We start from the raw sequence: 25083 nt of genomic DNA, 5'->3' as shown, positions 1-25083 counted from the left end.
CGGCGAGAAATTGGCCGAAATTCGCCCGCAACGTTTCGGCGCGCCTGCGTCGATCGCGTCCGCCCTGCCCATACCGTTCTGTTTGCGCGAAACAACTTGACATAACTCTAAGCCTCTAGTTGAGGTTGAGGTTTGCCAGGGGTGGACCGCCACACCAAGCCGAGTCCCATCTAGGGAGGAAGACGCCATGATGACCCCCCCGCACAACTACCTGGCCGTCATCAAAGTCGTGGGTATCGGCGGCGGTGGTGTCAACGCCGTCAACCGGATGATCGAGCAGGGCCTCAAAGGCGTGGAGTTCATCGCCATCAACACCGACGCCCAGGCGCTGTTGATGAGCGACGCCGACGTCAAGCTCGACGTCGGCCGCGACTCCACCCGCGGCCTGGGCGCCGGCGCCGACCCCGAGGTCGGGCGACGGGCGGCCGAGGACGCCAAAGATGAGATCGAAGAGCTGCTCCGCGGCGCCGACATGGTGTTCGTCACCGCCGGCGAAGGCGGCGGCACCGGCACCGGCGGAGCCCCAGTGGTCGCCAGCATCTCGCGCAAGCTCGGGGCGCTGACCGTCGGCGTCGTCACCCGGCCGTTCTCGTTTGAGGGCAAGCGACGCAGCACCCAAGCCGAAAACGGCATCGCGGCACTACGGGAAAGCTGCGACACCCTGATCGTGATCCCCAACGACCGGCTGCTGCAGATGGGCGACGCCGCCGTGTCGCTGATGGATGCCTTCCGCAGCGCCGACGAGGTACTGCTCAACGGGGTGCAGGGCATCACCGACCTGATCACCACCCCGGGGCTGATCAACGTCGACTTCGCCGACGTCAAGGGCGTCATGTCCGGCGCCGGCAGCGCGCTGATGGGCATCGGCTCGGCCCGCGGTGAAGGCCGGGCGCTCAAGGCTGCCGAGGTCGCGATCAACTCTCCGCTACTGGAAGCCTCGATGGAGGGCGCGCAGGGCGTTCTGCTGTCGATCGCCGGCGGCAGCGACCTGGGCCTGTTCGAGATCAACGAGGCGGCCTCGCTGGTGCAAGACGCTGCCCATCAAGACGCCAACATCATTTTCGGGACGGTCATCGACGACTCGCTGGGCGACGAAGTGCGCATCACGGTCATCGCAGCGGGCTTCGACGCCACCGGACCGGGTCGCAAACCGATTGTCGGCAGCGGTCAGGCGCAAGCCCAGACCATCGCGCCGGCCAAGGCGGGCAAGGTCACCTCGTCGCTGTTCGAGCCGGCCGACGCGCTCAGCATGCCGTTGCAGACCAACGGTTCAACGCTGGATATCGGGGGCGACGACGACGAGGACGTCGACGTGCCGCCTTTCATGCGGCGCTAGCCCGCCGACGATACTGGGCAGGTGAGCGTTCGCATCCGGCGCGTGACGACCACCCGGTCGGGCGGTGTCTCGGCGCCGCCGTTCGACAGCTTCAACCTCGGTGACCATGTCGGTGACGACCCCGCTGCAGTGGCAGCCAATCGGGCCCGGCTGGCCGCAGCCCTCGGCCTCGGTGCCGATCGGGTGATCTGGATGAACCAGGTGCACAGCGACCGGGTCGAGGTGGTCGACGGGCCGCGCACCGCACCGGTGAACGACACCGATGCCTTGGTGACCCGCACACCGCGGCTGGCGCTGGCCACGTTGAGTGCCGATTGCGTGCCGGTGTTGATGGCCGACGCTCGTGCCGGGGTGGTGGCTGCCGTGCATGCCGGACGCGTCGGCGCGGCGGGTGGCGTCGTGGCCCGTGCGCTGGAAGCCATGCTGACCCTCGGCGCGCAGACCAACGACGTTTCCGCGCTGCTGGGCCCGGCCGTCAGCGGCCGCAACTACGAAGTGCCCGCCGCAATGGCCGACGAGGTCGAAGCGGCGCTGCCGGGCAGTCGGACCACCACCTCGGCGGGCACGCCCGGACTGGACCTTCGAGCCGGAATAGCCTGCCAGCTCAAGAATTTGGGCGTAACGGCCATCGACGTCGACCCGCGCTGCACGGTGGACGACCCCAGCCTGTTCAGCCATCGCCGTGACGCGCCCACCGGGCGGCTGGCATCGGTGGTGTGGATGCAATGAGTGCGACGGCGGCAAACGTCTCACCGCACCGGGAGCGGGAATCGGAATTGGCCGACGCTTTGCGTGCACTGCGGGCGCGGCTTGCGGCAGCCGCGGACGCGGCTGAACGGAATGTCGACGGAATTGAACTGCTGCCGATATCCAAATTCTTTCCCGCAACAGATGTGGCGATTTTGTCGGGATTGGGATGTCGGGCCTTTGGCGAATCCCGCGAGCAGGAGGCCGCGGCGAAGGTGGATGAAGTCGCCGGATTGCTGGGCCGCGATCGACCCGGGGTGGAGTGGCACATGGTGGGCCAGATTCAGCGCAACAAGGTCCGGTCGCTGGCCAACTGGGCGCACACCACCCATTCGGTCAGCAGTGCCCGAATAGTCGATGCCCTCGACCGCGCCGTTGGTGCGGCGCTGCGTGAGCATCGCCGAACGGCACCGCTGCGCGTCTATGTCCAGATCAGCCTCGACGGCGACGTGTCGCGCGGCGGCGTCGACGTCACCCAGCCCGCCGCCGTCGACGAAGTCTGCTCCCGGGTGGATGAGGCCGAATACCTGGAACTCGTTGGCCTGATGGGCATCCCGCCGCTGGACTGGGAGCCCGACAGAGCTTTCGACCGGCTGCAATCCGAGCACGAGCGGATACGCGAGGCGCATCCGAATGCCGCGGGATTGTCGGCCGGTATGTCAAACGACCTGGAAACGGCGGTCAAACATGGTTCGACGTGTGTGCGTGTCGGTACCGCGTTATTGGGTCGAAGACCGCTACCGTCACCGTGAATAGTCACTCCAGTCACATCTTCATCACAGACACCACATCTTCAGCAGCCTAGAAGGGGTCCCGCGATGAGCACACTGCACAAGGTCAAGGCCTACTTCGGTATGGCTCCGATGGAGGACTACGACGACGAGTACTACGACGACGACCGCGCGCCAGCGCGTCCGGGCTATGGGCGTCAGCGGTTCGCCGAAGATGGCTACGGCCGCTACGAAGACCGCTTCGACGGGCACGACTACGACGATCCGCGCAGCGAACCGGGAGACTATCCACCCGGCAGCTACCGGGGCGGTTACTCCGACGACCATCGTTTCCGGCCGCGCGACTACGAGCGCACCGAGTTGTCACGGCCGCGGTTCGCCTCGCTGCGATCAGCCACTCGCGGTGCGTTGGCGATGGACCCGCGTCGCATGGCGATGCTCTTCGATGAGGGCAGCCCGTTGTCGAAGATCACCACGCTGCGGCCCAAGGACTACAGCGAGGCCCGCACCATCGGCGAGCGGTTCCGCGACGGCACCCCGGTGATCATGGACCTGGTGTCGATGGACAACGCCGACGCCAAACGCCTTGTCGACTTCGCCGCGGGGTTGGCCTTCGCGCTGCGCGGCTCCTTCGACAAAGTCGCCACCAAGGTGTTTTTGCTCTCACCCGCCGATGTCGACGTGTCGCCCGAGGAACGTCGCCGGATTGCCGAGACCGGCTTCTACGCGTACCAGTAAGGACCGCGCGCCGCGGCCACGGCGTAGGCAGCGTCTCGCCTCGTGTACGGCTCGCCGGAGCGAGTCGGTAGGCTGACGGTCATTGTGCCGGCCGCGGTCGGTGCTGTCGTGATCGTCACATCCTCATCAGTAAGGTCGGGCTCTCGTTGGCGCTGTTCATCCACATCCTGGGTTTTGCGCTATTCATCTTTTGGCTGCTGCTGATCGCTCGGATCGTCGTCGAGTTCATCCGGTCGTTCAGCCGCGACTGGCGGCCGCGCGGTCTCACGGTGGTGATCCTGGAGATCATCATGTCGATCACCGATCCACCGGTGAAGCTGCTGCGCCGGCTCATACCGCAGCTCACCATCGGCGCCGTCCGTTTCGACCTGTCCATCATGGTGCTGATGCTGGTGGCGTTCGTCGCCTCGCAAATCGCACTCGATTACTCGGGGTAACCGCGGTCCGCGCTGCCCTCGGCCGGGTGGGCAGCGTCGCTTAACTGCGTTTGGGTCAGTGCATTTCGTTGTCTTATCGCCCTGATCTCGTGTTTCTTAAAGATTGAAATTCGGTCTTATTTATTGACCGATTCGGCAACCGGCGGGTCTGGTGTGACAGGATGGGCCGCAGTTGCAGTATGGCTACCACACCGTTCATACCGATCTAGACTTTCCAGGTTGGTTTGATCGTCCAGACTCGAGGGGGCAAACAATGCCGCTGACACCAGCCGACGTTCACAATGTGGCGTTCAGTAAGCCGCCCATCGGCAAGCGCGGCTACAACGAAGACGAAGTCGACGCCTTCCTCGACTTGGTGGAGAACGAGCTGACCAGGCTGATCGAGGAGAACGCCGATCTGCGTCAGCGGGTCAACGAACTCGACCAAGAGCTGGCCGGCGCCCGCTCCGGTGGCGGCGCTCAGACCAGCCAGGCCATGCCCGTCTACGAGCCCGAACCGGAACCGGAGCCCGCCAGGCCCGCACCACAGCCGGCCGCCGCTCCCGCAGCCTCGACCAGCGAGGAACAGGCCATGAAGGCCGCCAAGGTGCTCAGCTTGGCCCAGGACACCGCCGACCGGCTGACCAGCACGGCCAAAGCCGAGTCCGACAAACTGATGGCCGACGCCCGAGCCAACGCCGACCAGATCCTCACCGAGGCCCGGCGGGAAGCGGACACCACCGTCGCAGAAGCCCGGCAGCGCGCCGACGCGATGCTCGGCGACGCACAGACTCGATCGGAGACCCAGCTGCGTCAGGCCCAAGAAAAGGCCGACGCACTGCAGGCCGATGCCGAGCGCAAGCACTCCGAGATCATGGGCACCATCAACCAACAGCGCACCGTGCTGGAGGGCCGCCTCGAGCAGCTGCGCACCTTCGAACGCGAGTACCGCACCCGGCTCAAGACCTACCTGGAATCACAGCTCGAGGAGCTGGGCCAGCGCGGATCGGCGGCTCCGGTCGACTCAAGCGCAACCAACGATGCCGGGGGGTTCAACCAGTTCAATCGGGGTAATAACTAAGCAGCCGAAGGCGCCGGGCCGGACGGTCCGTATCGTGCAGTCTTGGCAACAATGATGCATGCCCCCTCGGCTGGAGGTTAACCGATGCTGATTATCGCGCTGGTGCTAGCGGTGATAGGTCTTGCCGCGCTGGTGTTCGCCGTCGTCACCAGCAACGAGCTGGTGGCCTGGGTCTGCATCGCGGCCAGTGTGTTGGGCGTCGTGCTGTTGATCATCGATGCGCTACAGGAACGGCGGCGACGCGCCGCCGGCACAGCCGCCGACAAGCCCGCCGAGGCCGAGGGAGCCCAGCGCGAAGTCAGCAGCGCCAGCGAGAGCGGCGCCGACGAGAACGCCTATGCCGACTATCCCGAGGACGCTGCCGACGAAGGCGAGGGATCCGTACCCAACGGTGTGGGCACTAGCCAACAGCCGGCCCAGTCAACCGAGCCCCGGGCCGAGGACGAGGAATAAACAACCCCGCCGGTCATTCCTTCGTGACGGTCGCCGTCGCGAGCAGCTCGCGGACCTCCTCGTCGGTCACCTGATGAAAGTCGGCGAACACCTGTCCGACCGCCTCGAAATCGGGCGGCATGGTCGCACAGATCACGTCGTCGGCTTCCTGCGCCAGCTGGTCGCAAGCTGACGGCGGCCCCACCGGCACAGCAACAACCACTGACTTGGGACCGATTGCTTTCAGCGCTCGCACTGCGGCCAGCATGCTTGCGCCGGTGGCGATTCCGTCGTCAACCAGTATCACCGTCTTACCGCGCGGGTCGGTGAGCGGTCGTCCGCCGCGATAAAGCTGCTCGCGACGCCGCAGTTCGGCGGCCTCTCGGTCGATTACCGCGCGGACCTGCTCGTCACTGACGCCCAGGCTGGACAGCACATTGTCGTTCATCACGATGCCGCCGCCGCTGGCCAGCGCGCCCATCGCCAACTCGGGCCATTGCGGCACACCCAGTTTGCGGACCAGGAACACGTCCAACTCGGCTCGCAGGGCCGCGGCGACCTCCCAGGCGACCGGAACGCCGCCGCGGGCCAGTCCGAGTACGAGTACCGTGCTGTCGCGCCGGTATGACGACAGCTGCTCGGCCAGTGCGCGGCCGGCTTCCCGGCGGTCACTGAATGTGCGCCGGGACGCCCGGTGCAAAAAGCCACTCGATCGGTTCATAGGTCGCGACTCGCGGTTTCTGTGGCGCGTTGGCCGTTACCAGCCTACGGCTGAAGTCATCGCCATACTGCGGCTTCCCCGCCACAGCACCGCCGAAACGCGGTCCGCCGCGGCCGCACCGTCTCCGCCCGTGCCCCGGCCCCTATGGCAGCGGTAGGCACTGCGACGTAACAGCCTGTACGCCAGTGATATTGGCGGCAGCGGTTTGAGATCGGCTCGCGCGGAGCACTCTGTCGACGTGGTGAACGGCGCGGATGTCGGCGTCGTCGGCGCCGGAATCGTGGGGCTCTCGACGGCCTGGGCGTTGACCGAAGCCGGCGCATCGGTTCGGGTGTACGAACGCGGCGTCCCGGGCAATGGTCAGTCCGGTGGCGAGTCGCGGATTTTCCGGCACGCGCACGATGACCCGAGGCTGGTCGCGTTCGTGCGGGACAGCCGAGCAGTGTGGGACGAGTGGGCCGAGCGGCTGGGCAGTGAGCTGATCGGCGGTGACGGCGCGGTTGCGATCGGCCCGGCCGTGGAGCGACGGCTGCCGATACTCGAGCAGGCCGGCGGAATCCGCGTTCGGCGGATCGGGTCCGACGAACTCGCCGAGCGATTACCGGTGCTGGCCCGTTACGACGGCCCTGCGATGCTCGATGAGGCCGGCGGGGCCATCCGGGTGCGTGCCGCGATCGACGCGCTCACCGGCTGGATTGGGGACAGTCTGGTTGCCGACGAGGTGATCACCATCCGGCCGACCCGCCGCGACACGGTCGAGGTGGTGTGCGGCGGAATCCGCACCGAGCATGCCCGAGTCGTCGTGTGCGCCGGACGCGAAACGGCGCGACTGGCCCGCAGCATCGGTCTGGCCCTGCCAGTGCGATTGGCCGCGCACGCCCGCCTGACTTTCGAGGTGCGCGAGCAGTCGCCGCTGCTGTCCTGTCTCCAAGACAGCAGCGGCGAGTTCGGCGAAACCGGGACATATGCCGCGGCGACACCCGGAAACCGTTGCTACGCCGTCGGTTTGAGCGAGGTCACCGCGGCCAACGATGACGGCAGCTTCACCCATCCGGCGGAACTCGTCGCGCTGGCCGACCGGGCCGGCCAGTATGTGCGACGCGCGCTTCCCGGACTTGGCCCTCGGCCGGTGGACGCCCGGTACTGCTGGGTGACGACGCTGCCATGGAGCGATGACGGGTTCGCCGCCTGGGAGCACGCGGGCATCTTCTTCGTGGCCGGCCACAACTTGTTCAAACAGGCGCCTGCACTCGGCAGAGCGCTCGCGCGCTTGGCGCTTGGTCAAGAACCCGGCATCGACCTGCGGGCCGAGTGCGCACTCGGGCGGCCGACCTCTTAACGAATCAGTTTCACCTGGATCGGCAGGTCGAGGTCCGCCCAAGCTCGATCGGCGGTGAGCACCACCGGCGGCGACGTACGCACGGTCAGTGCCAAGCAGCACCGGTCGCCGAGCGAAAGTGTCTGGCCACCGCCGACTGCCCGCAATGCACCGGCCAGTTCGGCATCAGCTGCACTCAGCGGTTCGAGCGTCACGCCAGCCGCGCCGAGCAGCTGGCGAACTCGGCTGGCATCGATCCCGGCATCGACAAGCTTGCCGATCACCTCGGCGAGATTGGGCGTCCCGATGATTGCACCCGTCATGGCTGACGCGACCATGTCCGCGCCGGGTTCGTCGTGAAGAAGGGCCAAGACTGCTGACGCGTCGAGAACGGTCATTCGGACGCGGCCGCAGCGCGCCGTTCGGCCAACAGCTCGTCGACCAGCGAACGGCGGCGACTCACTCCCTGGCCGAGGCGCCGCAATTCAGCCACGGCGTCTTCGGGTCGCTCGATCACCAGTTTGGCGCCATCGACATGTAAATGGACCCGGTCGCCGGGGGAGAGATCGAGCGCTGCGCGAATCTCGGCAGGTATTACCAGCCGGCCCTGACGACCGATCGTCGCTGTGGCATCCATGATCTGATGGTGCCACAGATGTATGTGTCGTGCCATCGAGCGTGCGTCGAGGGGGACGTGGCCACTTACGCGGTCGGCTCAGGGGTCGAGTTGGGCGGGGGCGACTCGGCACCCAGTGGCTTGAGCTCCGGTGTGCAGGCGGCGGTCCCAGACGGCGACGATCAGATCCGGGTCGCCGATGGCCAACGCGCTGGCCAGATGAACAGCGTCGGCTCCGCGCAAAGCATGGGCGCGGGCGAGCCGGCCGGCGTGCTGTTCAACCCTGGCGGTGAGTTCGACTGGGCGGGTGGCGGCCCAGAAGTCCTCCCAGTCACGCGCGGCAGCAGCGAGTCCGGATTCAGTTAGGTCGTCATTGCGGGCTGCTGCAACGAGTGCGGCGCGGACTTCGGGGTAAGCCAGACGGCTGGACAACGCGGCGTCGCAGCCGTCCCAGAGCGCAGACGCCAGCGAGCTCCCTGTCTCGGTGGTGAGAAGTTTGACGAAGGCGCTGGCGTCGAAGTAGACGAGCGGCACCGGTCAGCGCCGCTGGTCGCTGACCCGGTCAGACACCGGCCGCCGCGGCCGGGGCCGGGACCGACCCGCAGCGACGGGTCGCTTGTACATGTCACTGCTGGTGTGATCGCGGCTTCGCCGCTCAACACACTCCATCGGCTCGGAAATGAACGCGAGCGTCCATTTCACTCGCCTCAGTCGCGTGTCCGAGGGGGGACTTGAACCCCCACGCCCATTAATAGGGCACTAGCACCTCAAGCTAGCGCGTCTGCCATTCCGCCACTCGGACCGACGCCAACCACGCAAGTTGGCAGCTAAGGCTATCGGATCGGTGAGCCCCGACCCAAACCCGCCGGACGGTGCCGGTGGTAGGAAAGGTGACTGTGACTGTTGCAACCGGTGACCGCACCGACCCGGCCGACGACATCGTCGACGTCGTCAGCACACTGATCCGGTTCGACACCACCAACACCGGCGACCTGGCCACCACCAAAGGCGAAGCGGAGTGTGCCCGCTGGATCGCCGGCCAGCTCGAAGACGTCGGCTACCAGGTGGAATACCTGGAATCCGGTGCGCCCGGGCGCGCCAATGTATTCGCGCGGCTGGCCGGCGCCGACAGCTCCCGAGGCGCCTTGATGATCCACGGCCATCTCGACGTCGTACCCGCGGCGGCCGCCGATTGGAGTGTGCACCCGTTCTCCGGCGCGGTCGAGGACGGCTACGTCTGGGGCCGCGGAGCCGTCGACATGAAGGACATGGTGGGCATGATGATCGTGGTGGCCCGCCAGTTCCGGCGCGCCGGGATTGTGCCGCCCCGCGATCTGGTGTTCGCGTTCGTCGCCGACGAGGAGCATGGCGGCAAATACGGCGCGCACTGGCTGGTTGACAACCGCCCGGATCTGTTCGACGGCGTCACCGAGGCGATCGGCGAGGTCGGCGGCTTCTCGTTGACGGTGCCGCGCCGCGACGGCGGGGAGCGCCGGCTCTACCTGATCGAGACAGCCGAAAAGGGCTTGCAGTGGATGCGATTGACGGCTCGGGGCCGGGCGGGTCACGGCTCGATGGTGCACGACCACAACGCGGTGACCATCCTCGCCGACGCGGTCGCGCGGCTGGGCCGTCACCAGTTCCCGCTGGTGCTGACTGATGCCGTCGTGCAGTTTTTGGACGCGGTCGGCGAGGAGACCGGGCACAGCTTCGACACCGATTCCCCCGACTTGGAGGGCGCGATCGACAAGTTGGGGCCGATTGCGCGCATCGTGAAGGCCACGCTGCGCGATACCGCCAACCCGACCATGCTCGACGCCGGCTACAAGGCCAACGTCGTGCCGGCGACGGCCGAAGCCGTCGTGGACTGCCGGGTACTGCCCGGGCGACAAGCGGCGTTCGAAGCCGAGGTCGACGAGCTGATCGGTCCGGACGTGGCCCGGGAATGGGTCGTTAGCCTGCCATCCTACGAAACCGGCTTCGACGGTGATCTGGTCGACGCGATGAATTCGGCGCTGCTGGCGGTGGATCCCGAAGCCCGGACCGTTCCCTACATGCTGTCCGGCGGAACGGACGCGAAAGCCTTCGCGCGGTTGGGGATTCGCTGTTTTGGCTTCGCTCCGCTGCGCTTGCCGCCGGAATTGGATTTCACCGCGCTGTTCCACGGCGTGGATGAACGGGTACCCATCGACGCGCTGAGGTTCGGTACCGACGTGATGTCGCGCTTTTTGACAAACTGCTAGCCGGAAATCAAGCCGAAGAGACGAGAGGACTGACCATGATCGCACCGCCCGACCCCTATGCCACGCTGCCCAAGCTGCCGTCATTTCACTTGCAATCGGCGTCGATCACCGACGGTCAACCGATGGCCAGCGCCCAAATCAGCGGCATCATGGGCGCCGGCGGCGAGGACGTCAGCCCCCAATTGAGCTGGTCGGGCTTCCCGGACGAGACTCGCAGTTTTGCGGTCACGGTGTATGACCCGGACGCGCCGACCCTGTCGGGGTTTTGGCACTGGGCGGTGGCCAACCTTCCCGCCGATGTCACCGAGTTGCCCGACGGCGTGGGGGACGGTCGTGAGTTGCCGGGAGGCGCGCTGACACTGGTCAACGATGCGGGCATGCGCCGCTATGTCGGTGCGGCCCCGCCGCCGGGGCATGGCCAGCACCGGTACTACGTCACGGTGCATGCGGTGAAGGTGGCGAAACTCGACCTCAACGAGGACGCCAGCCCGGCGTTTCTCGGGTTCAACCTCTTCCAGAACGCCATCGCGCGCGCCGTCATCTACGGCACCTACGAGCAGCGCTAGCCGCCGAAGCACCGCCAGTGGTCACCGACAACGCGATGCGCGCGTGCGTGTTGGTGCTGCCCGGCGGTGAGGTCCGCAGCGAGCGGGCGTTCAAGCCCTGGCGATTGGCCAGCCTGCGGATGATGTTCGTGACACGGGCATTACGGCGCCGGTTGGGGCGGCAGGTCGAGGTGCGCCAGGTGGCCTATCGCGTCTGCGGATGGAACAGCCCGCGCCTGGATCCGGTGCAGGATGCCAAGAAGGTGCTTGCCGACGTCCAGGCCCGGTTCCAGCCGCAACGAATTGCGCTGGTGGGCCACTCCATGGGCGGGCGGGTTGCGGCCCACTTGGCCGCCGGCGGGGGAGTCGGCGCAGTGGTGGCGCTTGCGCCGTGGTGGGCAGGGCAGGACGGTGACCTGATCCCGGCATCCACCCGGCTGCTGGTCGTGCACGGCACCGCCGACACCACGACCGACCCGGCCGATTCACACGCGCAAACCAGGCGGGCCTGCCGGCGCGGGCTGGATGCTCATTGGGTGGCTCTGGACGGAGTCGGCCACCACATGGTGCGCCGATGGCGCGAATGGCATCGGCTGACTACCGGGTTCGTCGCCGATCATTTGGCTGCCACAGCCAAGAGCTAGCAGATGAGGTGGTCGGGTTAGGGACGCGTCGCCGACCCGACCGCGTCGCTCAGCGACGCGAAGCCTTCGTGGTGGAGGCGGCGGGCGATGCCGTCGTGAATGTGTTTGGCCCACAGCCCGCCCCCGTAAATGAACCCGGTATAGCCCTGCAACAGCGAGGCACCGGCGGTGATCCGGTCCCAGGCGTCCTCGGCGGTTTCGATGCCGCCCACGCTGATGAGCACCAGACGGTCACCGACCCGGTGATGCAGCCGGCGCAGCACCTCGGTGGCCCGGCGTGCCAGCGGCGGCCCCGAAATGCCGCCGGGGCCGAGGCCGGCCACGCCGGGTGTGGCCAGGCCGTCGCGCGACACCGTGGTGTTGGTGGCGACGATGCCGGCCAGGCCGAGTTCGACGGCAAGGTCGGCGATGTCGTCGATGTCGGTGTCGGTCAGATCCGGCGCGATCTTCACCAGCACCGGGGCCGACGTCTCGGCGAGCACCGCGGCCAGAATCGGTCGCAGCGACTCGACCGCCTGCAAGTCGCGCAGCCCGGGCGTGTTCGGTGAGCTGACGTTGACCACCAGATACGACGACAGTGGGCCGACCAACCGTGCGCTGGCCCGGTAGTCCTCGACGGCATGCTCGGGCGGGGTGGTCTTGGTCTTGCCGATGTTGACACCGATCGGCACCTCGGCGCGGTGGCGCGCCAGCCGCGCGGCGAGTTCGGCAGCGCCGTGGTTGTTGAAACCCATCCGGTTGAGCAGCGCGCGGTCGGCGGGCAGCCGAAACATCCTCGGGGCGGCGTTGCCGGGTTGGGGGTGCGCGGTGACGGTGCCGATTTCGGCGTAGCCGAAACCCAGCGCCCCCCAGGTCTTCAGACCCGCGCCGTCCTTGTCGAAGCCGGCGGCCAGCCCGAGCGGTCCGGGGAAGCGCACGCCGAACACGGTGCTGGCCAGTACCGGGTCGGTCGGCCCCAGTGCCCGCCGAAGTCCTCGTCGCGCCCCCGCGCCGAGGGTGGCGGTCCGCAATGCGGCGAACGCCAACGTGTGAATGCGTTCGGGAGGCACCAGGAACAGGATTCGGCGAAGCGCACCGTAGAGCCGATGATCGTCGCCGCTTGCCGTCACAGTTCCGGCTGGCCCACGGTGTCAACTGTGGTGTCAACGCGAGATTTCTTGCGGCGCAACAACACTCGCCTACTGCCGTCGGTGTAGAGCCGTACCCGGGTCAGCTCCCAGCCGCGATATTCGGCCTCGATGGACAGCCGGGTGGATGCACTGACCCGGGTCACATCCGCAGGCAGCCGCAGCGGCGCCCACTCGTATTCGTCGGACATCTCGGCGTCCCAGCCCGCAGGCAACCGGCTGCGCTGTGCCGTGCTCAACGCGGGCCTGCCGCATGCTCGATGACCTGAACTCCGCCGCCAGACCCCGACACCACATACAACGTGCCTGAGGCGTCGGCGAAGGCGAGGGAGTTGGGCTGCTGCACGGTCGGGTAACGCACCTTTTCGACGGGTATTCCGGTGGACAGATCGTAACCAATAACCGTATTCGCCGCGGTCTGCGTCACCCAGGTCAATCCGCGCGATCCGGCCAGGCCGTACGGGGCTTGCCGCACCGGATAGGCCTGACGCAGGATCAGCGGGTCGACACCGAAGACCAGCAACTGGCCGCCGCGGGTATCGGCGACCAGTATCCGGCCCAGCGGATCAGCCGCGATGGTGGTGGCGCCCTGACCGGCCCGCAACGCCTGCCCAAGTGTGCCGTCGGCCTCGATCGTGGTGACCAAGGTCTGGGCTCGATCCAGAACCGCCACGGTATTGCCTTGCGCGGCAAGGGAATCGATTCGACCGACAATCTTGGTCCGGTTGCCGACGGCAGCTCTGGCCGTTTCGGGTTCCGCAGTGGCCAGCCGGTAGACGGCACCGTCGGCGGTTCCCAACACTAGCGCGCTGTCCGCGCGGCGGGCGATCGCCGTGAAGTCGGTGTCTTCCGCGTCGGCAACGGCCACCCGGGCAACCCGGCCGGCGGCCAGATCGACGACGAAGTAGCCGCCGCGGGTGGCCACATAGGCGTTGCCGGCGCGGTCGCCGGTCAATGCGCTCGCCGGCCCGGGCAAGTCGATGACTCGAGCAGGCTGGGGTCCGCTGTCGAATATCGCAATGGCCGGTGCCGCCGGTTGGCCGGCTGCGATCAATACCGCCAGCGCAGCGGTGCGGTCATCGAAGATCGCCGCCGCAGCACGGCCCGGCAGCGGCCGCACGACGCCGGCCGGTGCGGCAGTGACCGGCGGAGAGTCAGCCGGCGCCGCGGGCGAGATCGTCGGTGGTGAGGCGTCGAATGACTCCGCCGAGCACCCGGCCACCAGCGTCAGGAAAAACAGCAGGCCAGCGGCTCGCCGGTGAACCGCCGGTTTACACATTGAGGCCAAGGGGTAACTTTCAGGTTATGCAGCGGGACGTGCCATCCGGGTCAGAGTCTAAGGAAGATTGTCGGGTTCAACCCGGCCTCGTCGCCTCGGGCGGGCGGGTCCCGGAGGGTATGGTCGCCGGATGACTGTCGCCGAAGACCGTCAGTTCGCCGATTCCGAGTTCGGCATCGAAGACATGTGGACCGGGGTCTTTTCGACCAAAGTCTTGGCGAGTGGCTTCGGTCACGTCGGGGATGGACGCAGTTTCGCATTCCGTATCGAACGCCAGTCGCTGCTCGTCGAAATTTACCGGCCACGACTCAATGGCCCCGTCCCGCAGCCCGAGGACGTAGTGGCGACGGCGCGGCGGAGCGTGGTCGATATCGACGTCGCAGACGAACGCAGTTTGGCCGCGGCGGTGCGTGACACGGTTGCGGCGGCCGCACCGCTACCGCACTAGTCCGGCTTACGCGTCCCGCACGGTGAGCAGCGGGCATACCAGGTACGGTCGTCGTCGTGACTGCGGCCCCGGCGATGTCTTGGTGGCAAGTCGTGGATTTGGCCGTGGTGCAGGGTCTCACCGAATTCCTTCCGGTGTCGTCGTCGGGGCATTTGGCGATCGTGTCGCGGCTGTTGTTCGGCGGGGACGCGGGTGCCTCGTTCACGGCCGTCACCCAACTGGGCACGGAGGCAGCCGTGCTGGTCTACTTCGCCCGCGACATCGTGCGCATCATCAAAGCGTGGCTTAACGGCCTGGTCGTCACCGCACACCGCAACGCTGACTACCGGCTGGGCTGGTATGTGATCATCGGCACGATCCCAATCTGTGTGCTGGGCCTGGTGTTCACCGACCAGATCCGCTCGGGGGCGCGCAATCTCTGGGTGGTGGCGACGGCGCTGGTGGTGTTTTCGGCGGTGATCGCGGCCGCCGAGTATCTCGGCCGGCAGGTCCGCCACGTCGAACAGTTGACCTGGCGCGACGCGGTCGTGGTCGGTTGTGCGCAGACGCTGGCGCTGATTCCCGGGGTCTCGCGGTCCGGCGCGACCATCAGCGCAGGGCTGTTTATGGGACTCGACCGCGAGTTAGCCGCACGGTTCGGCTTCCTGCTGGCGATCCCGGCGGTCTTCGCCTCCGGGTTGTTCTCGCTGCCGGACGCCTTCCATCCGGTACACGAGGGGATGAGCGCCACCGGCGCGCAACTGTTGGTCGCCACCCTGATCGCGTTTGCCGTCGGGTTCGCCGCAGTGGCGTGGTTCCTCCGATTTTTGGTGCGGCACAGCATGTATTGGTTTGTCGGCTACCGGGTGATCGCCGGGAGCACTGTTCTGGCCCTGCTGGCGACGGGTGTGGTGAGTGCGATATGACCGTCATCCTGTTGCGGCACGGGCGGTCCACGTCCAACACCGCGCACATCCTGGCCGGCCGATCCGAGGGCGTCGACCTCGACGACAAGGGCCGCGAACAGTCTGCGGACCTGGTCGCGCGGATCGGCGACCTTCCGGTCCGGGCGGTGGTGTGCTCGCCGCTGCTGCGGTGCCTGCGCACCGTTGAACCACTTGCTGACGCACTGGATCTGGCGCCAGTCGTCGACGAACGGCTGTCCGAGGTCGACTACGGCGACTGGACCGGTCGCAAAATCGCCGACTTGACCAAAGAATCGCTGTGGACAGTGGTGCAGGCCCAGCCAAGCGCCGCGGTGTTTCCCGGTGGTGAGGGACTGGCGCAGGTCCAGGCGCGTGCGGTAGCCGCCATCCGCGGGTATGACCGGCAACTGGCCGATCAGCACGATGGCGATGCGCTGTGGCTGGCCTGCACTCACGGCGACGTCATCAAGGCGGTCGTCGCTGATGCGCTGGGCCTGCACTTGGACAGCTTCCAGCGGATCACCGCGGACCCGGCGTCGATGAGCGTGATCCGCTACACCGCGCTGCGCCCATTCGTGATACACGTCAACCACACCGGTCCGCGGCTGACGTCCGCGCTGGTGACGCCTGCATCCTCGGATGCGCAAACGCCGCACGGTGATGCGGTGGTGGGTGGCTCCACCGAGTGAATCTCGCCGCAGCGGGTACTGCTGAGGCATTACGACGGTGCGGCAACAGCCGCTATTTTGGAGATGCCATGTCTCGCGCAATCCACGTTTTCCGGACTCCCGACCGGTTCGTCGCCGGGACCGTCGGCCAGCCCGGAAACCGTACCTTCTACCTGCAAGCCGTTCATGACGCCCGGGTGGTCTCGGTAGTGCTCGAGAAGCAACAGGTCGCGGTGCTCGCCGAGCGCATTGGCGCGCTGCTGCTCGAGGTCAACCGCAGATTCGGGACACCGGTGCCGCCGGAGACCACCGACGTCGAGGACCTCAGCCCGCTGATCACGCCGGTCGACGCCGAGTTCCGAGTCGGCACCATGGGTTTGGGCTGGGACTCCGAAGCGCAGACCGTGGTGGTCGAATTGCTGGCGGTCACCGACACCGAGTTCGACGCGTCAGTGGTGCTCGATGACACCGATGAGGGCCCTGACGCGGTGCGGGTGTTCCTGACGCCGGAGTCGGCGCGCCAATTCGCGACCCGCTCCAACCGTGTCATCTCCGCGGGGCGTCCACCCTGCCCGCTGTGTGATGAACCGCTGGACCCTGAGGGACATATCTGTGCGCGCACCAACGGGTACCGGCGCAGCGCGTTGCTCGGGTCTGACGATGACGCCGAGGACTGATGACCGTGAGGTGTTGCGCCGCGGCGAGCTGACGGTCCTCGGACGCATTCGCTCGGCGAGCAACGCCACCTTTCTGTGCGAGTCGACACTGGGTGAGCGCAGCGTGCACTGCGTCTACAAGCCGGTCGCCGGTGAACAGCCGCTGTGGGACTTTCCGGACGGCACCCTGGCCGGCCGAGAAGTCGGCGCGTACCTGATTTCCGAGCAGCTGGGTTGGAACATCGTGCCCTACACCATCATCCGGCTCGGGCCGGCGGGTCGCGGCATGCTGCAACTTTGGGTGGACCAACCCGGTGACACACCAGACACCGACCGCGAGCCTCGACCGGATCTGGTCGACCTGTTTCCGGCCGGCAAGCCGCCGGCGGGCTATCTGCCGGTGCTGCGGGCCTACGACTACGCCGGTGACGAGGTGGTGTTGATGCATGCCGACGACATCCGGCTGTGGCGGATGGCGGTGTTCGACGTGCTCGTCAACAACGCCGACCGCAAAGGCGGCCACGTCCTGCGTGACGTCGACGGGTACGTGTACGGCGTTGACCACGGGGTCTGCCTGCACGTCGAGGACAAACTGCGCACGGTGCTGTGGGGCTGGGCCGGCAAGCCCGTCGACGACGACACCCTCGATGCGCTGACCGGGTTGGTCGACGCGCTGGACGACGGGCTTGGTGACGCGTTGGCCGCCCACATCACTGCTGCCGAAATCACCGCGCTACGCCGCCGCGCCCGAATGCTGCTGGACAACCCGGTGATGCCCAGTCCGGACCGGCACCGCCCGATTCCGTGGCCGGCTTTCTGAGCCAGTAGCGTGGTTCGACATGCCGCGTTCTTTCGAGTCGTCAGTAGATTTCCCCGACAGCGTCGACCAGATCTTTTCGACCTTCTGCGACGAGGAGTACTGGCAGGCGAGGATAGTCGCCACCGGCAACCCCAATGCCAAGCTCGACTCGCTGATCATCGACGCAGACAACACCGTCGCGGCGAACGTCAGTATCAGTTTCTTGGGCGACAAGCTGCCCAAGGCGATCACCAAGTTTTCGGGTGGGGAGCTCAAGTTTTCCCAAAGCCAGCGGTGGGCTCGGATCGACGGCGACCGGGTGCGCGGCGAGATCGACGTGGCCGTTTCCCGGGTACCGGCGTCTGGCCTCGGGAAGGCGTTGCTGGTGCCGGTGGGCAATGGCGCGCGGTTGGACGTCACGACCACCGTCGAGGTCAAGATTCCGCTCGTCGGCGGCAAGTTCGAACGCTACGTCGGGGGCCTGCTCGACGACGACCTCAAGAACTTTCAGCGCTTCACCACCGAGTGGATTGCGGAACACCGCTGACCCTCGGCGATACTGGCCGGGTGAGCCCAGAGCAGACTGATGCAGCGCTGGCCGCCGACTTGGCCGCCGACGCCGGACAGCTGTTGCTGGCGGTGCGCGAGCAGGTCGGGTTCGACTATCCGTGGATGCTTGGCGATGCCGGTGACACCGGTGCCAACGCCCTGCTGCTGCGGCGACTGCACGCCGAGCGCCCCGGCGACGCGGTGCTGTCCGAGGAAGCCCACGACGACCTGTCCCGGCTGCGCGCCGATCGGGTGTGGATCGTCGACCCGCTCGACGGCACCCGCGAGTTCTCTACGCCCGGCCGGGACGACTGGGCCGTGCATGTTGCGTTGTGGCGACGCGACGGCGGCCCGCATGGTGCGATCACCGACGCGGCGGTCGCGCTGCCCGCGATGGGCGAGCTGTATGGCAGCGACACGGTCAGCGTCGACACCTCGACACGGTCGGGCCCGATCCGGGTCACCGCCAGCTCCAACCGGCCACCGGCGGTGCTGTACCGGCTGGCCGAGCGGCTCGACATCGAACTGGTGCGGATCGGCTCGGCCGGCGCCAAAGCGATGTCGCTGGTGCGCGGCGACGCCGACGCCTACATCCATGCCGGCGGCCAGTGGGAGTGGGATTCGGCGGCACCGGCGGGCGTGGTGCTGGCGGCGGGCATGCACGCGTCGCGGCTCGACGGCTCCGAGCTGATCTACAACCGGCCCGATCCATACCTGCCGGACTTCCTGATGTGCCGGCCCGAGCTGGCCGACGTGCTGCTGGCGGCGATCGCAAGCGCGGCCTAGGGCGTCGGGGGTACCGCCCGCTTGCGGGGGACGGGTCGCTGCCATCCAACCTGGGCGCCATCCGGCTGGCCGGCCGACCCAACGCCGCAGTGTCGCTTTACAGTCGAGGGTATGCAGTCATGGTCCTGTCCACCGCCGCCGGCCTTGCCGGGCCGTGGTCCGGAACTGCGGCTGTATGACACCTCCGATCGGCAGGTGCGTCCGGTGGCAGCCGGGCGCACCGCCACCATGTACGTCTGCGGCATCACGCCATACGACGCCACCCATCTCGGGCATGCGGCCACCTACCTGACGTTCGACCTGATTTATCGGCTGTGGCTGGACCTTGGGCACGACGTCCATTACGTGCAGAACGTGACCGATGTCGACGATCCGCTGTTTGAACGGGCCAACCGCGACGGCGTGGACTGGCGCGCCCTGGCCGCGCGCGAGGTCGGCCTGTTCCGCGACGACATGGCGGCGCTGCGGGTGCTGCCGCCGCGCGAGTATGTCGCCGCCACGGAGACCATCGACGAAGTGGTCGAGCTGGTCGAAAAGATGTTGGCCGCCGGGGCGGCCTACATCGTCGATGACGCCGAGTATCCGGACGTCTACTTCCGCGCCGATGCCGCGCCGCAGTTCGGCTACGAATCTGGTTATGACCGCGGCACCATGCTGAGTCTGTTCGCCGAACGCGGCGGCGACCCGGACCGGCCCGGCAAGGTCGACCAGCTCGACGCGCTGCTGTGGCGTTCCGCGCGGGCCGGAGAGCCCAGTTGGCCCTCGCCGTTCGGCCCGGGCCGGCCGGGATGGCATGTGGAGTGTGCGGCGATCGCACTCAGCCGCATCGGCACCGGCCTGGACATCCAGGGTGGCGGCACCGACCTGATCTTTCCCCATCACGAATTCACCGCCGCGCACGCCGAATGTGTCAGCGGCGAGCGGCGATTCGCCCGCCACTACGTGCACGCGGGGATGATCGGCTGGGACGGGGAGAAGATGTCCAAGAGCCGCGGCAACCTGGTGCTGGTGTCGGTGCTGCGCAACCAAGGCGTCGATCCGTCGGCGATCCGGCTGGGTCTGCTGGCCGGTCACTACCGCGCCGACCGCTACTGGGACACGCAGGTGCTGGACGAGGCCATTGCACGGCTGCACCGGTGGCGCGCCGCTGCCACGTTGCCGGCCGGCCCGGACGCCGCCGACACCATTGCCCGGCTGCGCCGCTACGTGGCCGACGACCTCGACACGCCCAAAGCCCTTGCGGCCCTAGACGGTTGGGTTACCGACGCGCTCGAGTACGGCGGCCACGACGGCGCAGCACCGCGCGCAGTGTCCGCCGCGGTGGATGCGTTGCTGGGAGTGGCCCTCTAGCTTCGCGCCAGCAGTTAGCGCCCGAAGCCGGGCCGGCGGCGGCGCAGATAGCGCTCGAACTCCGCGGCCAGTGCGTCGCCGTCGATCTTGCCCAGCGCCTCGTGCATCTCCACGTCGGCGTCGCCACGCTCCTCCAGCGAGTGCACGTATTCGGCGATCTCTTCGTCCTCGGCGGTCATCTCGGTGACGGCTTGTTCCCACTCCTCGGCCTGCGCCGGCAGATCGCCCAGCGGCACCTCGATGTCGAGCACATCCTCGACGCGACGCAGCAACGCCACCGTGGCCTTCGGGTTGGGTGGCTGCGAGACGTAGTGCGGCACCGCGGCCCAGAACGTCACCGCGGGGATGCCGGCCGCGACGCAGGCATCCTGAAACACGCCCGCGATACCGGTCGGCCCCTCATAACGGGTTTCCTCCAGGCCGAAGTGTCGCGCCGAATCCGCGGAGTAGGCCGCACCCGACACCGGCACCGGCCGGGTGTGCGGGGTGTCGGCCAGCAGCGCCCCGAGGATCAGGACGGTGTCGACGTTGAGCTTGTCGGCGATGGCCAGCAGCTCGGCGCAGAACGTCCGCCAGCGCATATTCGGCTCGACCCCGTGCATCAACACGATGTCGCGGTCGCTGCCGGGCGGGCGGCAATGGGTGATCCGCATCGACGGCCACACCAGTTCCCGGGTGACACCGTCGACCTGGCGGATCACCGGCCGGTTGACCTGGTAGTCGTAGTAGGCCTCGTCGTCGATCTCGACGATGGGGTCGGCTTCCCAGATGGCGTCCAGATGTTCGAGCGCGTCGCTGGCCGCGTCCCCGGCGTCGTTCCAGCCCTCGAACGCCGCCACGACGATGGTGTTGTGCAGTTCGGGGAGCACAGCGCTGGTCACGCCAATCAGCGTAACGACCCGTGGGGGCTGACGCGGTGACGACGAACCGACCATTTTCCATAGTCCGGCTATGCTTGTGAGGATGACCTCCACCGGGTCGAGCTGGGCCGGGCGTCCAGACGTCGGGTGACGACGTAGACTTTTCTGGTCGAGAGGCGTTGCAACGGTTTTCTGGAGGGGGCCTGCCCCCCGTCCGGTATCCGCCACGCTCGGCAGAGTCAAGGACGCCTTCCGCTATGGAAGGGACGTACGTGAACGCCTTTACGCCGAACATCCGGGCTGACTGCACCGAGGAGCTGACGGCCGCGCTGCGCCGGCGGATCGTGGTGATCGACGGCGCGATGGGCACGGCGATTCAGCGAGACCGCCCGGACGAGGCCGGTTACCGCGGCGACCGGTTCACCGAGTGGCCGACCGCACTGCAGGGCAACAACGACCTGCTCACCCTGACGCAGCCGCACATCATCGAGAGCATCCACCACGAGTACCTCGAGGCGGGCGCCGACATCCTGGAGACCAACACGTTCAACGCGAACGCGATCTCGCTTTCCGACTACGACATGGCCGCTCTGGCCTACGAGCTGAACTACGCCGGCGCCGCGCTGGCCCGCAAGGCGGCCGACGAGTACAGCACGCCGGAGAAGCCCCGCTACGTGGCGGGCACCATCGGGCCGACGACGCGGACCGCGTCGATCTCGCCGGACGTCAACGATCCCGGTGCCCGCAACGTCTCCTACGACCAGCTGGTCGCCGCCTACCTCGAAGCCGCCAACGGCCTGGTCGACGGGGGCGCCGACATCATCCTCATCGAGACGATCTTCGACTCGCTGAACGCCAAGGCGGCGGTGTTCGCCGTCGAGACGCTGTTCGAGGACCGCGGACGCCGCTGGCCGGTCATCATCTCCGGCACCATCACCGACGCTTCCGGGCGCACGTTGTCGGGTCAGGTCACCGAGGCGTTCTGGAACTCGATCCGGCACGTGAAGCCGATCGCGGTGGGCCTCAACTGCGCCCTGGGCGCGCCGGAGATGCGGCCCTACATTGCCGAGATGGCGCGGATCGCGGACACCTTCATCTCCTGCTACCCGAACGCCGGCCTGCCCAACGCCTTCGGCGAGTACGACGAGTCCCCGGAGCGCCAGGCCAGCTACATCGCCGACTTCGCCGACGCCGGCTTGGTCAACATCGTCGGGGGTTGCTGCGGAACGGCTCCGCCGCACATCGCCGAGATCGCCAAGGTTATCGAGGGCAAGTCGCCGCGTGAGGTGCCGAAGATCCCGGTGGCGACCCGGCTGTCGGGCCTGGAACCGCTCAACATCACCGACGACTCCCTGTTCGTGAACATCGGTGAACGCACCAACATCACCGGCTCCGCGCGGTTCCGCAACTTGATCAAGGCCGAGGACTACGACACCGCGCTGTCGGTCGCGTTGCAACAGGTCGAGGTCGGTGCGCAGGTCATCGACATCAACATGGATGAGGGCATGATCGACGGCGTCGCAGCGATGGACCGGTTCACCAAACTGGTCGCCGCCGAGCCGGACATCAGCCGCGTCCCGGTGATGATCGACTCCTCCAAGTGGGAGGTCATCGAGGCGGGCCTGAAGAACGTGCAGGGCAAGCCGATCGTCAACTCGATCTCCATGAAGGAGGGCGAGGAGAAGTTCATCCGCGAGGGACAGCTGTGCCGCAAGTACGGCGCCGCCGTCGTCGTGATGGCCTTCGACGAGCAGGGCCAGGCCGACAACCTGGAACGCCGCAAACAGATCTGCGGGCGCGCCTACCGGATCCTGACCGAAGAGGTCGGCTTTCCGCCCGAGGACATCATTTTCGACCCGAACTGCTTCGCGCTGGCGACCGGCATCGAGGAGCACGCGACCTACGGCATTGACTTCATCGAGGCTTGCGCCTGGATCAAGGAGAACCTTCCCGGGGTGCACATCTCCGGCGGCATCTCGAACGTGTCGTTCTCGTTCCGGGGCAACAACCCGGTCCGCGAGGCGATTCACGCGGTGTTCCTGTACCACGCCATCAAGGCCGGCCTGGACATGGGCATCGTCAACGCCGGAGCACTGGTGCCCTACGACTCGATCGACCCCGAGCTGCGGGACCGGATCGAGGACGTCGTCCTGAACCGTCGCGAGGACGCCGCCGAGCGGCTGCTGGAGATCGCCGAGCGGTTCAACTCATCGGAGAAGGCTGAAGATCCCGCGGCGGCCGAGTGGCGCACCCTCCCGGTCCGCGAGCGGATCACGCACGCCCTGGTCAAGGGCATCGACGCCCACGTCGACGACGACACCGAGGAGCTGCGCGCCGAGATCGCCGCCGCGGCCGGTCGCCCGATCGAGGTGATCGAGGGCCCGCTGATGGACGGCATGAACGTCGTCGGTGACCTCTTCGGCTCCGGCAAGATGTTTTTGCCCCAGGTCGTGAAATCGGCTCGGGTGATGAAGAAGGCCGTCGCGTACCTGCTGCCGTTCATCGAGGCGGAGAAGGAGGAGAACGGCACGGCTGATTCCAAGGACACCAATGGCACCATCGTGATGGCGACGGTGAAGGGTGACGTCCACGACATCGGCAAGAATATCGTCGGAGTCGTCCTGCAGTGCAACAACTTCGAAGTGATCGACCTCGGTGTGATGGTGCCCGCCGAGAAGATCCTGGCCGCGGCGAACGAGCACGACGCCGACATCATCGGGCTGTCCGGCCTGATCACCCCGTCGCTGGATGAGATGTCCAACTTCGCCGTCGAGATGGAACGCGAAGGCCTGGAGATCCCCCTGCTGATCGGCGGCGCGACCACCTCGCGCGCCCACACGGCCGTGAAGATATCGCCGCGTCGCAGCGGGCCGGTGGTCTGGGTCAAGGACGCGTCCCGCTCGGTACCGGTCGCTGCCGCGCTGCTCGACGAGAAGCAGCGTCCCGCCCTGCTGGAGGCCACCGAGAAGGACTATGCGGCCCTGCGCGAACGGCACGCCCAGAAGAACGAGCGGCCGATGATGACGCTGGAGAATGCCCGCGCCAACCGGACCCCGATCGAGTGGGACGGCTACACACCGCCGGTGCCTGCTCAGGGCCTCGGCGTACGGGATTTTCATGACTACGACCTCGCCGAGCTGCGCGAATTCATCGACTGGCAGCCATTCTTCAATGCCTGGGAGATGAAGGGACGGTTCCCCGACATCCTCAACAACCCGACTTCGGGGGAGGCCGCCCGCAAGCTGTATGACGACGCCCAGCAGATGCTCGACACCGTGATCAAGGAGAAGTGGCTGAGGGCCAACGCGGTGATCGGCTTCTTTCCCGCTAACGCAGTGGGCTCGGGGGGCGAAGACGTCGAGGTTTACACCGACGAGACCCGCACCGAGGTGCTGACCACGTTGCACCACCTGCGCCAGCAGGGCGAGCACCGGGAAGGCATCCCGAACCGGTCGCTGGGTGACTACATCGCGCCCAAGGACACGGGCCTGGCCGACTACGTCGGCGCCTTCGCCGTCACCGCAGGGCTCGGCAGCCAGGAGAAGATCGCGGAGTTCAAGGCAGCCCTCGACGACTACAGCGCGATCCTGCTGGAGTCGATCGCCGACCGGCTGGCGGAGGCTTTCGCCGAACGGATGCACCAGCGGGTTCGCAAGGAGTTCTGGGGATTTCAGCCTGACGAGCAGTTGGACAACGAGGCCCTCATCGCGGAGAAGTACCAGGGAATCCGGCCTGCCCCGGGCTACCCGGCCTGCCCGGAGCACACCGAGAAGGCGACGCTGTGGAAGTTGATGGACGTCCACGAGCGGACCGGCATCGAGTTAACCGAGTCGATGGCGATGTGGCCCGGCGCCGCCGTCAGCGGCTGGTATTTCTCGCACCCGCAGTCGCAGTACTTCGTGGTCGGCCGGCTAGCCCAGGACCAGGTCGCCGACTACGCGAGGCGCAAGGGCTGGACCCTGCGCGAAGGTGAGCGCTGGCTGTCCTCCAACCTCGCCTACAACCCGGAGGACTGAGCCCGGGGGCGCCCTCCCCTCGCGAGCGTGCGTGTCTGTACGGCGACACGCCGCTTGGGGTGGCATTCTGCG

At 67.2% G+C, this 25083-nt stretch carries 28 protein-coding genes, 1 tRNA gene and 1 pseudogene; 20 read left to right on the top strand and 10 right to left on the bottom strand.

What is annotated here, in order from left to right; genetic code table 11:
- Positions 1 to 190 precede the first annotated feature (190 nt).
- From ftsZ to AC5Y49_RS01960, 7 genes are all read left to right on the top strand, one after another.
- Positions 191 to 1336, top strand: a complete 1146-nt coding sequence (gene ftsZ / locus AC5Y49_RS01990; RefSeq protein ID WP_499884618.1) for a cell division protein FtsZ — start codon at positions 191 to 193, stop codon at positions 1334 to 1336.
- 21 nt (positions 1337 to 1357) lie between these two features.
- Complete coding sequence (gene pgeF, locus AC5Y49_RS01985) at positions 1358 to 2065, top strand: peptidoglycan editing factor PgeF (protein WP_499884140.1); 708 nt, start codon at positions 1358 to 1360, stop codon at positions 2063 to 2065.
- Positions 2062 to 2835 carry a YggS family pyridoxal phosphate-dependent enzyme gene (locus AC5Y49_RS01980; protein WP_499884139.1) on the top strand — a complete coding sequence of 258 codons (774 nt, stop codon included), beginning with the start codon at positions 2062 to 2064 and terminating at the stop codon, positions 2833 to 2835. The genes pgeF and AC5Y49_RS01980 overlap by 4 nt, the downstream gene beginning before the upstream one ends.
- Before the next feature lie 66 nt (positions 2836 to 2901).
- On the top strand, positions 2902 to 3552 hold the full coding sequence (locus AC5Y49_RS01975) for a cell division protein SepF (protein ID WP_499884138.1): 651 nt from the start codon (positions 2902 to 2904) through the stop codon (positions 3550 to 3552).
- 146 nt (positions 3553 to 3698) lie between these two features.
- The gene (locus tag AC5Y49_RS01970) at positions 3699 to 3989 is read left to right on the top strand and encodes a YggT family protein (protein ID WP_499884137.1); all 291 of its coding nucleotides are present in this window, start codon (positions 3699 to 3701) and stop codon (positions 3987 to 3989) included.
- A gap of 253 nt (positions 3990 to 4242) precedes the next feature.
- Entirely contained in the window at positions 4243 to 5049 is an 807-nt protein-coding gene (wag31, locus tag AC5Y49_RS01965; protein ID WP_499884136.1) for a DivIVA-like cell division protein Wag31, read from the top strand.
- Positions 5050 to 5133: 84 nt separating this feature from the next.
- The gene (locus AC5Y49_RS01960) at positions 5134 to 5502 is read left to right on the top strand and encodes a hypothetical protein (protein WP_499884135.1); all 369 of its coding nucleotides are present in this window, start codon (positions 5134 to 5136) and stop codon (positions 5500 to 5502) included.
- A 13-nt stretch (positions 5503 to 5515) separates the two neighbouring features.
- On the opposite strand, the gene AC5Y49_RS01955 is transcribed toward AC5Y49_RS01960, so the two are convergent.
- Positions 5516 to 6202, bottom strand: coding sequence for a phosphoribosyltransferase (locus tag AC5Y49_RS01955; protein ID WP_499884134.1), 687 nt, complete (start codon positions 6200 to 6202; stop codon positions 5516 to 5518).
- Positions 6203 to 6440: 238 nt separating this feature from the next.
- On the opposite strand from AC5Y49_RS01955, the gene AC5Y49_RS01950 reads away from it, so the two are divergent.
- Positions 6441 to 7541, top strand: a complete 1101-nt coding sequence (locus AC5Y49_RS01950; RefSeq protein ID WP_499884133.1) for an NAD(P)/FAD-dependent oxidoreductase — start codon at positions 6441 to 6443, stop codon at positions 7539 to 7541.
- On the opposite strand, the gene AC5Y49_RS01945 is transcribed toward AC5Y49_RS01950, so the two are convergent.
- The 5 genes and pseudogenes from AC5Y49_RS01945 to AC5Y49_RS01925 form a co-directional block, all read right to left on the bottom strand.
- A complete protein-coding gene (locus tag AC5Y49_RS01945; protein WP_499884132.1) occupies positions 7538 to 7918 on the bottom strand; it encodes a type II toxin-antitoxin system VapC family toxin in 381 nt (126 codons plus the stop codon). The genes AC5Y49_RS01950 and AC5Y49_RS01945 overlap by 4 nt on opposite strands.
- Positions 7915 to 8157, bottom strand: coding sequence for an AbrB/MazE/SpoVT family DNA-binding domain-containing protein (locus tag AC5Y49_RS01940; protein ID WP_499884131.1), 243 nt, complete (start codon positions 8155 to 8157; stop codon positions 7915 to 7917). Before AC5Y49_RS01940 ends, AC5Y49_RS01945 begins: the two co-directional genes overlap by 4 nt.
- A 78-nt stretch (positions 8158 to 8235) precedes the next feature.
- Positions 8236 to 8670, bottom strand: coding sequence for a type II toxin-antitoxin system VapC family toxin (locus AC5Y49_RS01935; RefSeq protein WP_499884130.1), 435 nt, complete (start codon positions 8668 to 8670; stop codon positions 8236 to 8238).
- 3 nt (positions 8671 to 8673) lie between these two features.
- Positions 8674 to 8754 (bottom strand): annotated as a pseudogene (locus tag AC5Y49_RS01930) (type II toxin-antitoxin system Phd/YefM family antitoxin); the annotation flags it as partial.
- Between the two features lie 98 nt (positions 8755 to 8852).
- A tRNA-Leu gene (locus tag AC5Y49_RS01925) sits at positions 8853 to 8938 on the bottom strand.
- 94 nt (positions 8939 to 9032) lie between these two features.
- Between AC5Y49_RS01925 and AC5Y49_RS01920 the strand changes: the two genes are divergently transcribed.
- Genes AC5Y49_RS01920 through AC5Y49_RS01910 form a run of 3 tightly spaced genes read left to right on the top strand, consistent with a single transcriptional unit; the run spans position 9033 to position 11568 of the window.
- A complete protein-coding gene (locus AC5Y49_RS01920) occupies positions 9033 to 10379 on the top strand; it encodes a M20/M25/M40 family metallo-hydrolase (RefSeq protein ID WP_499884129.1) in 1347 nt (448 codons plus the stop codon).
- Positions 10380 to 10414: 35 nt separating this feature from the next.
- The gene (locus AC5Y49_RS01915; protein WP_499884128.1) at positions 10415 to 10945 is read left to right on the top strand and encodes a YbhB/YbcL family Raf kinase inhibitor-like protein; all 531 of its coding nucleotides are present in this window, start codon (positions 10415 to 10417) and stop codon (positions 10943 to 10945) included.
- Positions 10946 to 10962: 17 nt separating this feature from the next.
- Positions 10963 to 11568, top strand: coding sequence for an alpha/beta hydrolase family protein (locus AC5Y49_RS01910; RefSeq protein ID WP_499884127.1), 606 nt, complete (start codon positions 10963 to 10965; stop codon positions 11566 to 11568).
- 17 nt (positions 11569 to 11585) lie between these two features.
- On the opposite strand, the gene AC5Y49_RS01905 is transcribed toward AC5Y49_RS01910, so the two are convergent.
- The 3 genes from AC5Y49_RS01905 to AC5Y49_RS01895 are packed head-to-tail and all read right to left on the bottom strand — an operon-like array spanning position 11586 to position 13974.
- Positions 11586 to 12677 (bottom strand): quinone-dependent dihydroorotate dehydrogenase, encoded by a 1092-nt coding sequence (locus tag AC5Y49_RS01905; protein ID WP_499884126.1) that lies wholly within the window; start codon positions 12675 to 12677, stop codon positions 11586 to 11588.
- Entirely contained in the window at positions 12674 to 12886 is a 213-nt protein-coding gene (locus AC5Y49_RS01900; RefSeq protein WP_499884617.1) for a DUF5703 family protein, read from the bottom strand. The genes AC5Y49_RS01905 and AC5Y49_RS01900 overlap by 4 nt, the downstream gene beginning before the upstream one ends.
- Positions 12887 to 12930: 44 nt before the next feature.
- On the bottom strand, positions 12931 to 13974 hold the full coding sequence (locus tag AC5Y49_RS01895; RefSeq protein ID WP_499884125.1) for an NHL repeat-containing protein: 1044 nt from the start codon (positions 13972 to 13974) through the stop codon (positions 12931 to 12933).
- Positions 13975 to 14104: 130 nt separating this feature from the next.
- On the opposite strand from AC5Y49_RS01895, the gene AC5Y49_RS01890 reads away from it, so the two are divergent.
- From AC5Y49_RS01890 to mshC, 8 genes are all read left to right on the top strand, one after another.
- The gene (locus AC5Y49_RS01890) at positions 14105 to 14422 is read left to right on the top strand and encodes a hypothetical protein (protein ID WP_499884124.1); all 318 of its coding nucleotides are present in this window, start codon (positions 14105 to 14107) and stop codon (positions 14420 to 14422) included.
- A gap of 74 nt (positions 14423 to 14496) precedes the next feature.
- The gene (locus tag AC5Y49_RS01885; protein WP_499884616.1) at positions 14497 to 15327 is read left to right on the top strand and encodes an undecaprenyl-diphosphate phosphatase; all 831 of its coding nucleotides are present in this window, start codon (positions 14497 to 14499) and stop codon (positions 15325 to 15327) included.
- Positions 15324 to 16016, top strand: coding sequence for a histidine phosphatase family protein (locus AC5Y49_RS01880; RefSeq protein ID WP_499884123.1), 693 nt, complete (start codon positions 15324 to 15326; stop codon positions 16014 to 16016). Before AC5Y49_RS01885 ends, AC5Y49_RS01880 begins: the two co-directional genes overlap by 4 nt.
- Before the next feature lie 68 nt (positions 16017 to 16084).
- Positions 16085 to 16672 (top strand): DUF3090 domain-containing protein, encoded by a 588-nt coding sequence (locus tag AC5Y49_RS01875; protein WP_499884122.1) that lies wholly within the window; start codon positions 16085 to 16087, stop codon positions 16670 to 16672.
- Entirely contained in the window at positions 16656 to 17471 is an 816-nt protein-coding gene (locus tag AC5Y49_RS01870) for an SCO1664 family protein (protein ID WP_499884121.1), read from the top strand. The genes AC5Y49_RS01875 and AC5Y49_RS01870 overlap by 17 nt, the downstream gene beginning before the upstream one ends.
- 19 nt (positions 17472 to 17490) lie before the next feature.
- The gene (locus AC5Y49_RS01865) at positions 17491 to 17997 is read left to right on the top strand and encodes a DUF2505 domain-containing protein (protein ID WP_499884120.1); all 507 of its coding nucleotides are present in this window, start codon (positions 17491 to 17493) and stop codon (positions 17995 to 17997) included.
- A gap of 20 nt (positions 17998 to 18017) precedes the next feature.
- On the top strand, positions 18018 to 18785 hold the full coding sequence (locus tag AC5Y49_RS01860) for a 3'(2'),5'-bisphosphate nucleotidase CysQ (RefSeq protein ID WP_499884119.1): 768 nt from the start codon (positions 18018 to 18020) through the stop codon (positions 18783 to 18785).
- Positions 18786 to 18896: 111 nt separating this feature from the next.
- Entirely contained in the window at positions 18897 to 20135 is a 1239-nt protein-coding gene (gene mshC / locus AC5Y49_RS01855) for a cysteine--1-D-myo-inosityl 2-amino-2-deoxy-alpha-D-glucopyranoside ligase (RefSeq protein ID WP_499884118.1), read from the top strand.
- Positions 20136 to 20149: 14 nt separating this feature from the next.
- Here mshC and AC5Y49_RS01850 read toward each other — a convergent pair whose 3' ends face one another.
- Positions 20150 to 21070 carry a PAC2 family protein gene (locus AC5Y49_RS01850; protein WP_499884117.1) on the bottom strand — a complete coding sequence of 307 codons (921 nt, stop codon included), beginning with the start codon at positions 21068 to 21070 and terminating at the stop codon, positions 20150 to 20152.
- Between the two features lie 182 nt (positions 21071 to 21252).
- Between AC5Y49_RS01850 and metH the strand changes: the two genes are divergently transcribed.
- Positions 21253 to 25011 (top strand): methionine synthase, encoded by a 3759-nt coding sequence (gene metH, locus AC5Y49_RS01845; RefSeq protein WP_499884116.1) that lies wholly within the window; start codon positions 21253 to 21255, stop codon positions 25009 to 25011.
- The last annotated feature ends 72 nt before the right edge of the window (positions 25012 to 25083 follow it).

This window comes from Mycobacterium sp. NGS62 (assembly GCF_059812285.1).
The sequence above is the reverse complement of the archived record's forward strand: the minus strand, read 5'-3'. Positions and strand labels throughout refer to the sequence as shown.

Excerpts from the sequence above, each read along its gene's own strand:
- AC5Y49_RS01940 (WP_499884131.1), bottom strand. The coding sequence starts at position 8,157 with ATGGATGCCACAGCGACGATCGGTCGTCAGGGCCGGCTGGTAATACCT.
- AC5Y49_RS01850 (WP_499884117.1), bottom strand. The coding sequence starts at position 21,070 with ATGGTCGGTTCGTCGTCACCGCGTCAGCCCCCACGGGTCGTTACGCTG.
- AC5Y49_RS01895 (WP_499884125.1), bottom strand. The coding sequence starts at position 13,974 with ATGTGTAAACCGGCGGTTCACCGGCGAGCCGCTGGCCTGCTGTTTTTC.
- AC5Y49_RS01875 (WP_499884122.1), top strand. The coding sequence starts at position 16,085 with ATGTCTCGCGCAATCCACGTTTTCCGGACTCCCGACCGGTTCGTCGCC.
- AC5Y49_RS01890 (WP_499884124.1), top strand. The coding sequence starts at position 14,105 with ATGACTGTCGCCGAAGACCGTCAGTTCGCCGATTCCGAGTTCGGCATC.
- AC5Y49_RS01975 (WP_499884138.1), top strand. The coding sequence starts at position 2,902 with ATGAGCACACTGCACAAGGTCAAGGCCTACTTCGGTATGGCTCCGATG.
- AC5Y49_RS01915 (WP_499884128.1), top strand. The coding sequence starts at position 10,415 with ATGATCGCACCGCCCGACCCCTATGCCACGCTGCCCAAGCTGCCGTCA.
- AC5Y49_RS01955 (WP_499884134.1), bottom strand. The coding sequence starts at position 6,202 with ATGAACCGATCGAGTGGCTTTTTGCACCGGGCGTCCCGGCGCACATTC.
- AC5Y49_RS01885 (WP_499884616.1), top strand. The coding sequence starts at position 14,497 with ATGTCTTGGTGGCAAGTCGTGGATTTGGCCGTGGTGCAGGGTCTCACC.
- AC5Y49_RS01865 (WP_499884120.1), top strand. The coding sequence starts at position 17,491 with ATGCCGCGTTCTTTCGAGTCGTCAGTAGATTTCCCCGACAGCGTCGAC.
- ftsZ (WP_499884618.1), top strand. The coding sequence starts at position 191 with ATGACCCCCCCGCACAACTACCTGGCCGTCATCAAAGTCGTGGGTATC.
- wag31 (WP_499884136.1), top strand. The coding sequence starts at position 4,243 with ATGCCGCTGACACCAGCCGACGTTCACAATGTGGCGTTCAGTAAGCCG.
- AC5Y49_RS01980 (WP_499884139.1), top strand. The coding sequence starts at position 2,062 with ATGAGTGCGACGGCGGCAAACGTCTCACCGCACCGGGAGCGGGAATCG.
- AC5Y49_RS01960 (WP_499884135.1), top strand. The coding sequence starts at position 5,134 with ATGCTGATTATCGCGCTGGTGCTAGCGGTGATAGGTCTTGCCGCGCTG.
- mshC (WP_499884118.1), top strand. The coding sequence starts at position 18,897 with ATGCAGTCATGGTCCTGTCCACCGCCGCCGGCCTTGCCGGGCCGTGGT.
- AC5Y49_RS01880 (WP_499884123.1), top strand. The coding sequence starts at position 15,324 with ATGACCGTCATCCTGTTGCGGCACGGGCGGTCCACGTCCAACACCGCG.
- AC5Y49_RS01900 (WP_499884617.1), bottom strand. The coding sequence starts at position 12,886 with ATGTCCGACGAATACGAGTGGGCGCCGCTGCGGCTGCCTGCGGATGTG.
- metH (WP_499884116.1), top strand. The coding sequence starts at position 21,253 with ATGGAAGGGACGTACGTGAACGCCTTTACGCCGAACATCCGGGCTGAC.
- AC5Y49_RS01945 (WP_499884132.1), bottom strand. The coding sequence starts at position 7,918 with ATGACCGTTCTCGACGCGTCAGCAGTCTTGGCCCTTCTTCACGACGAA.
- AC5Y49_RS01870 (WP_499884121.1), top strand. The coding sequence starts at position 16,656 with ATGACGCCGAGGACTGATGACCGTGAGGTGTTGCGCCGCGGCGAGCTG.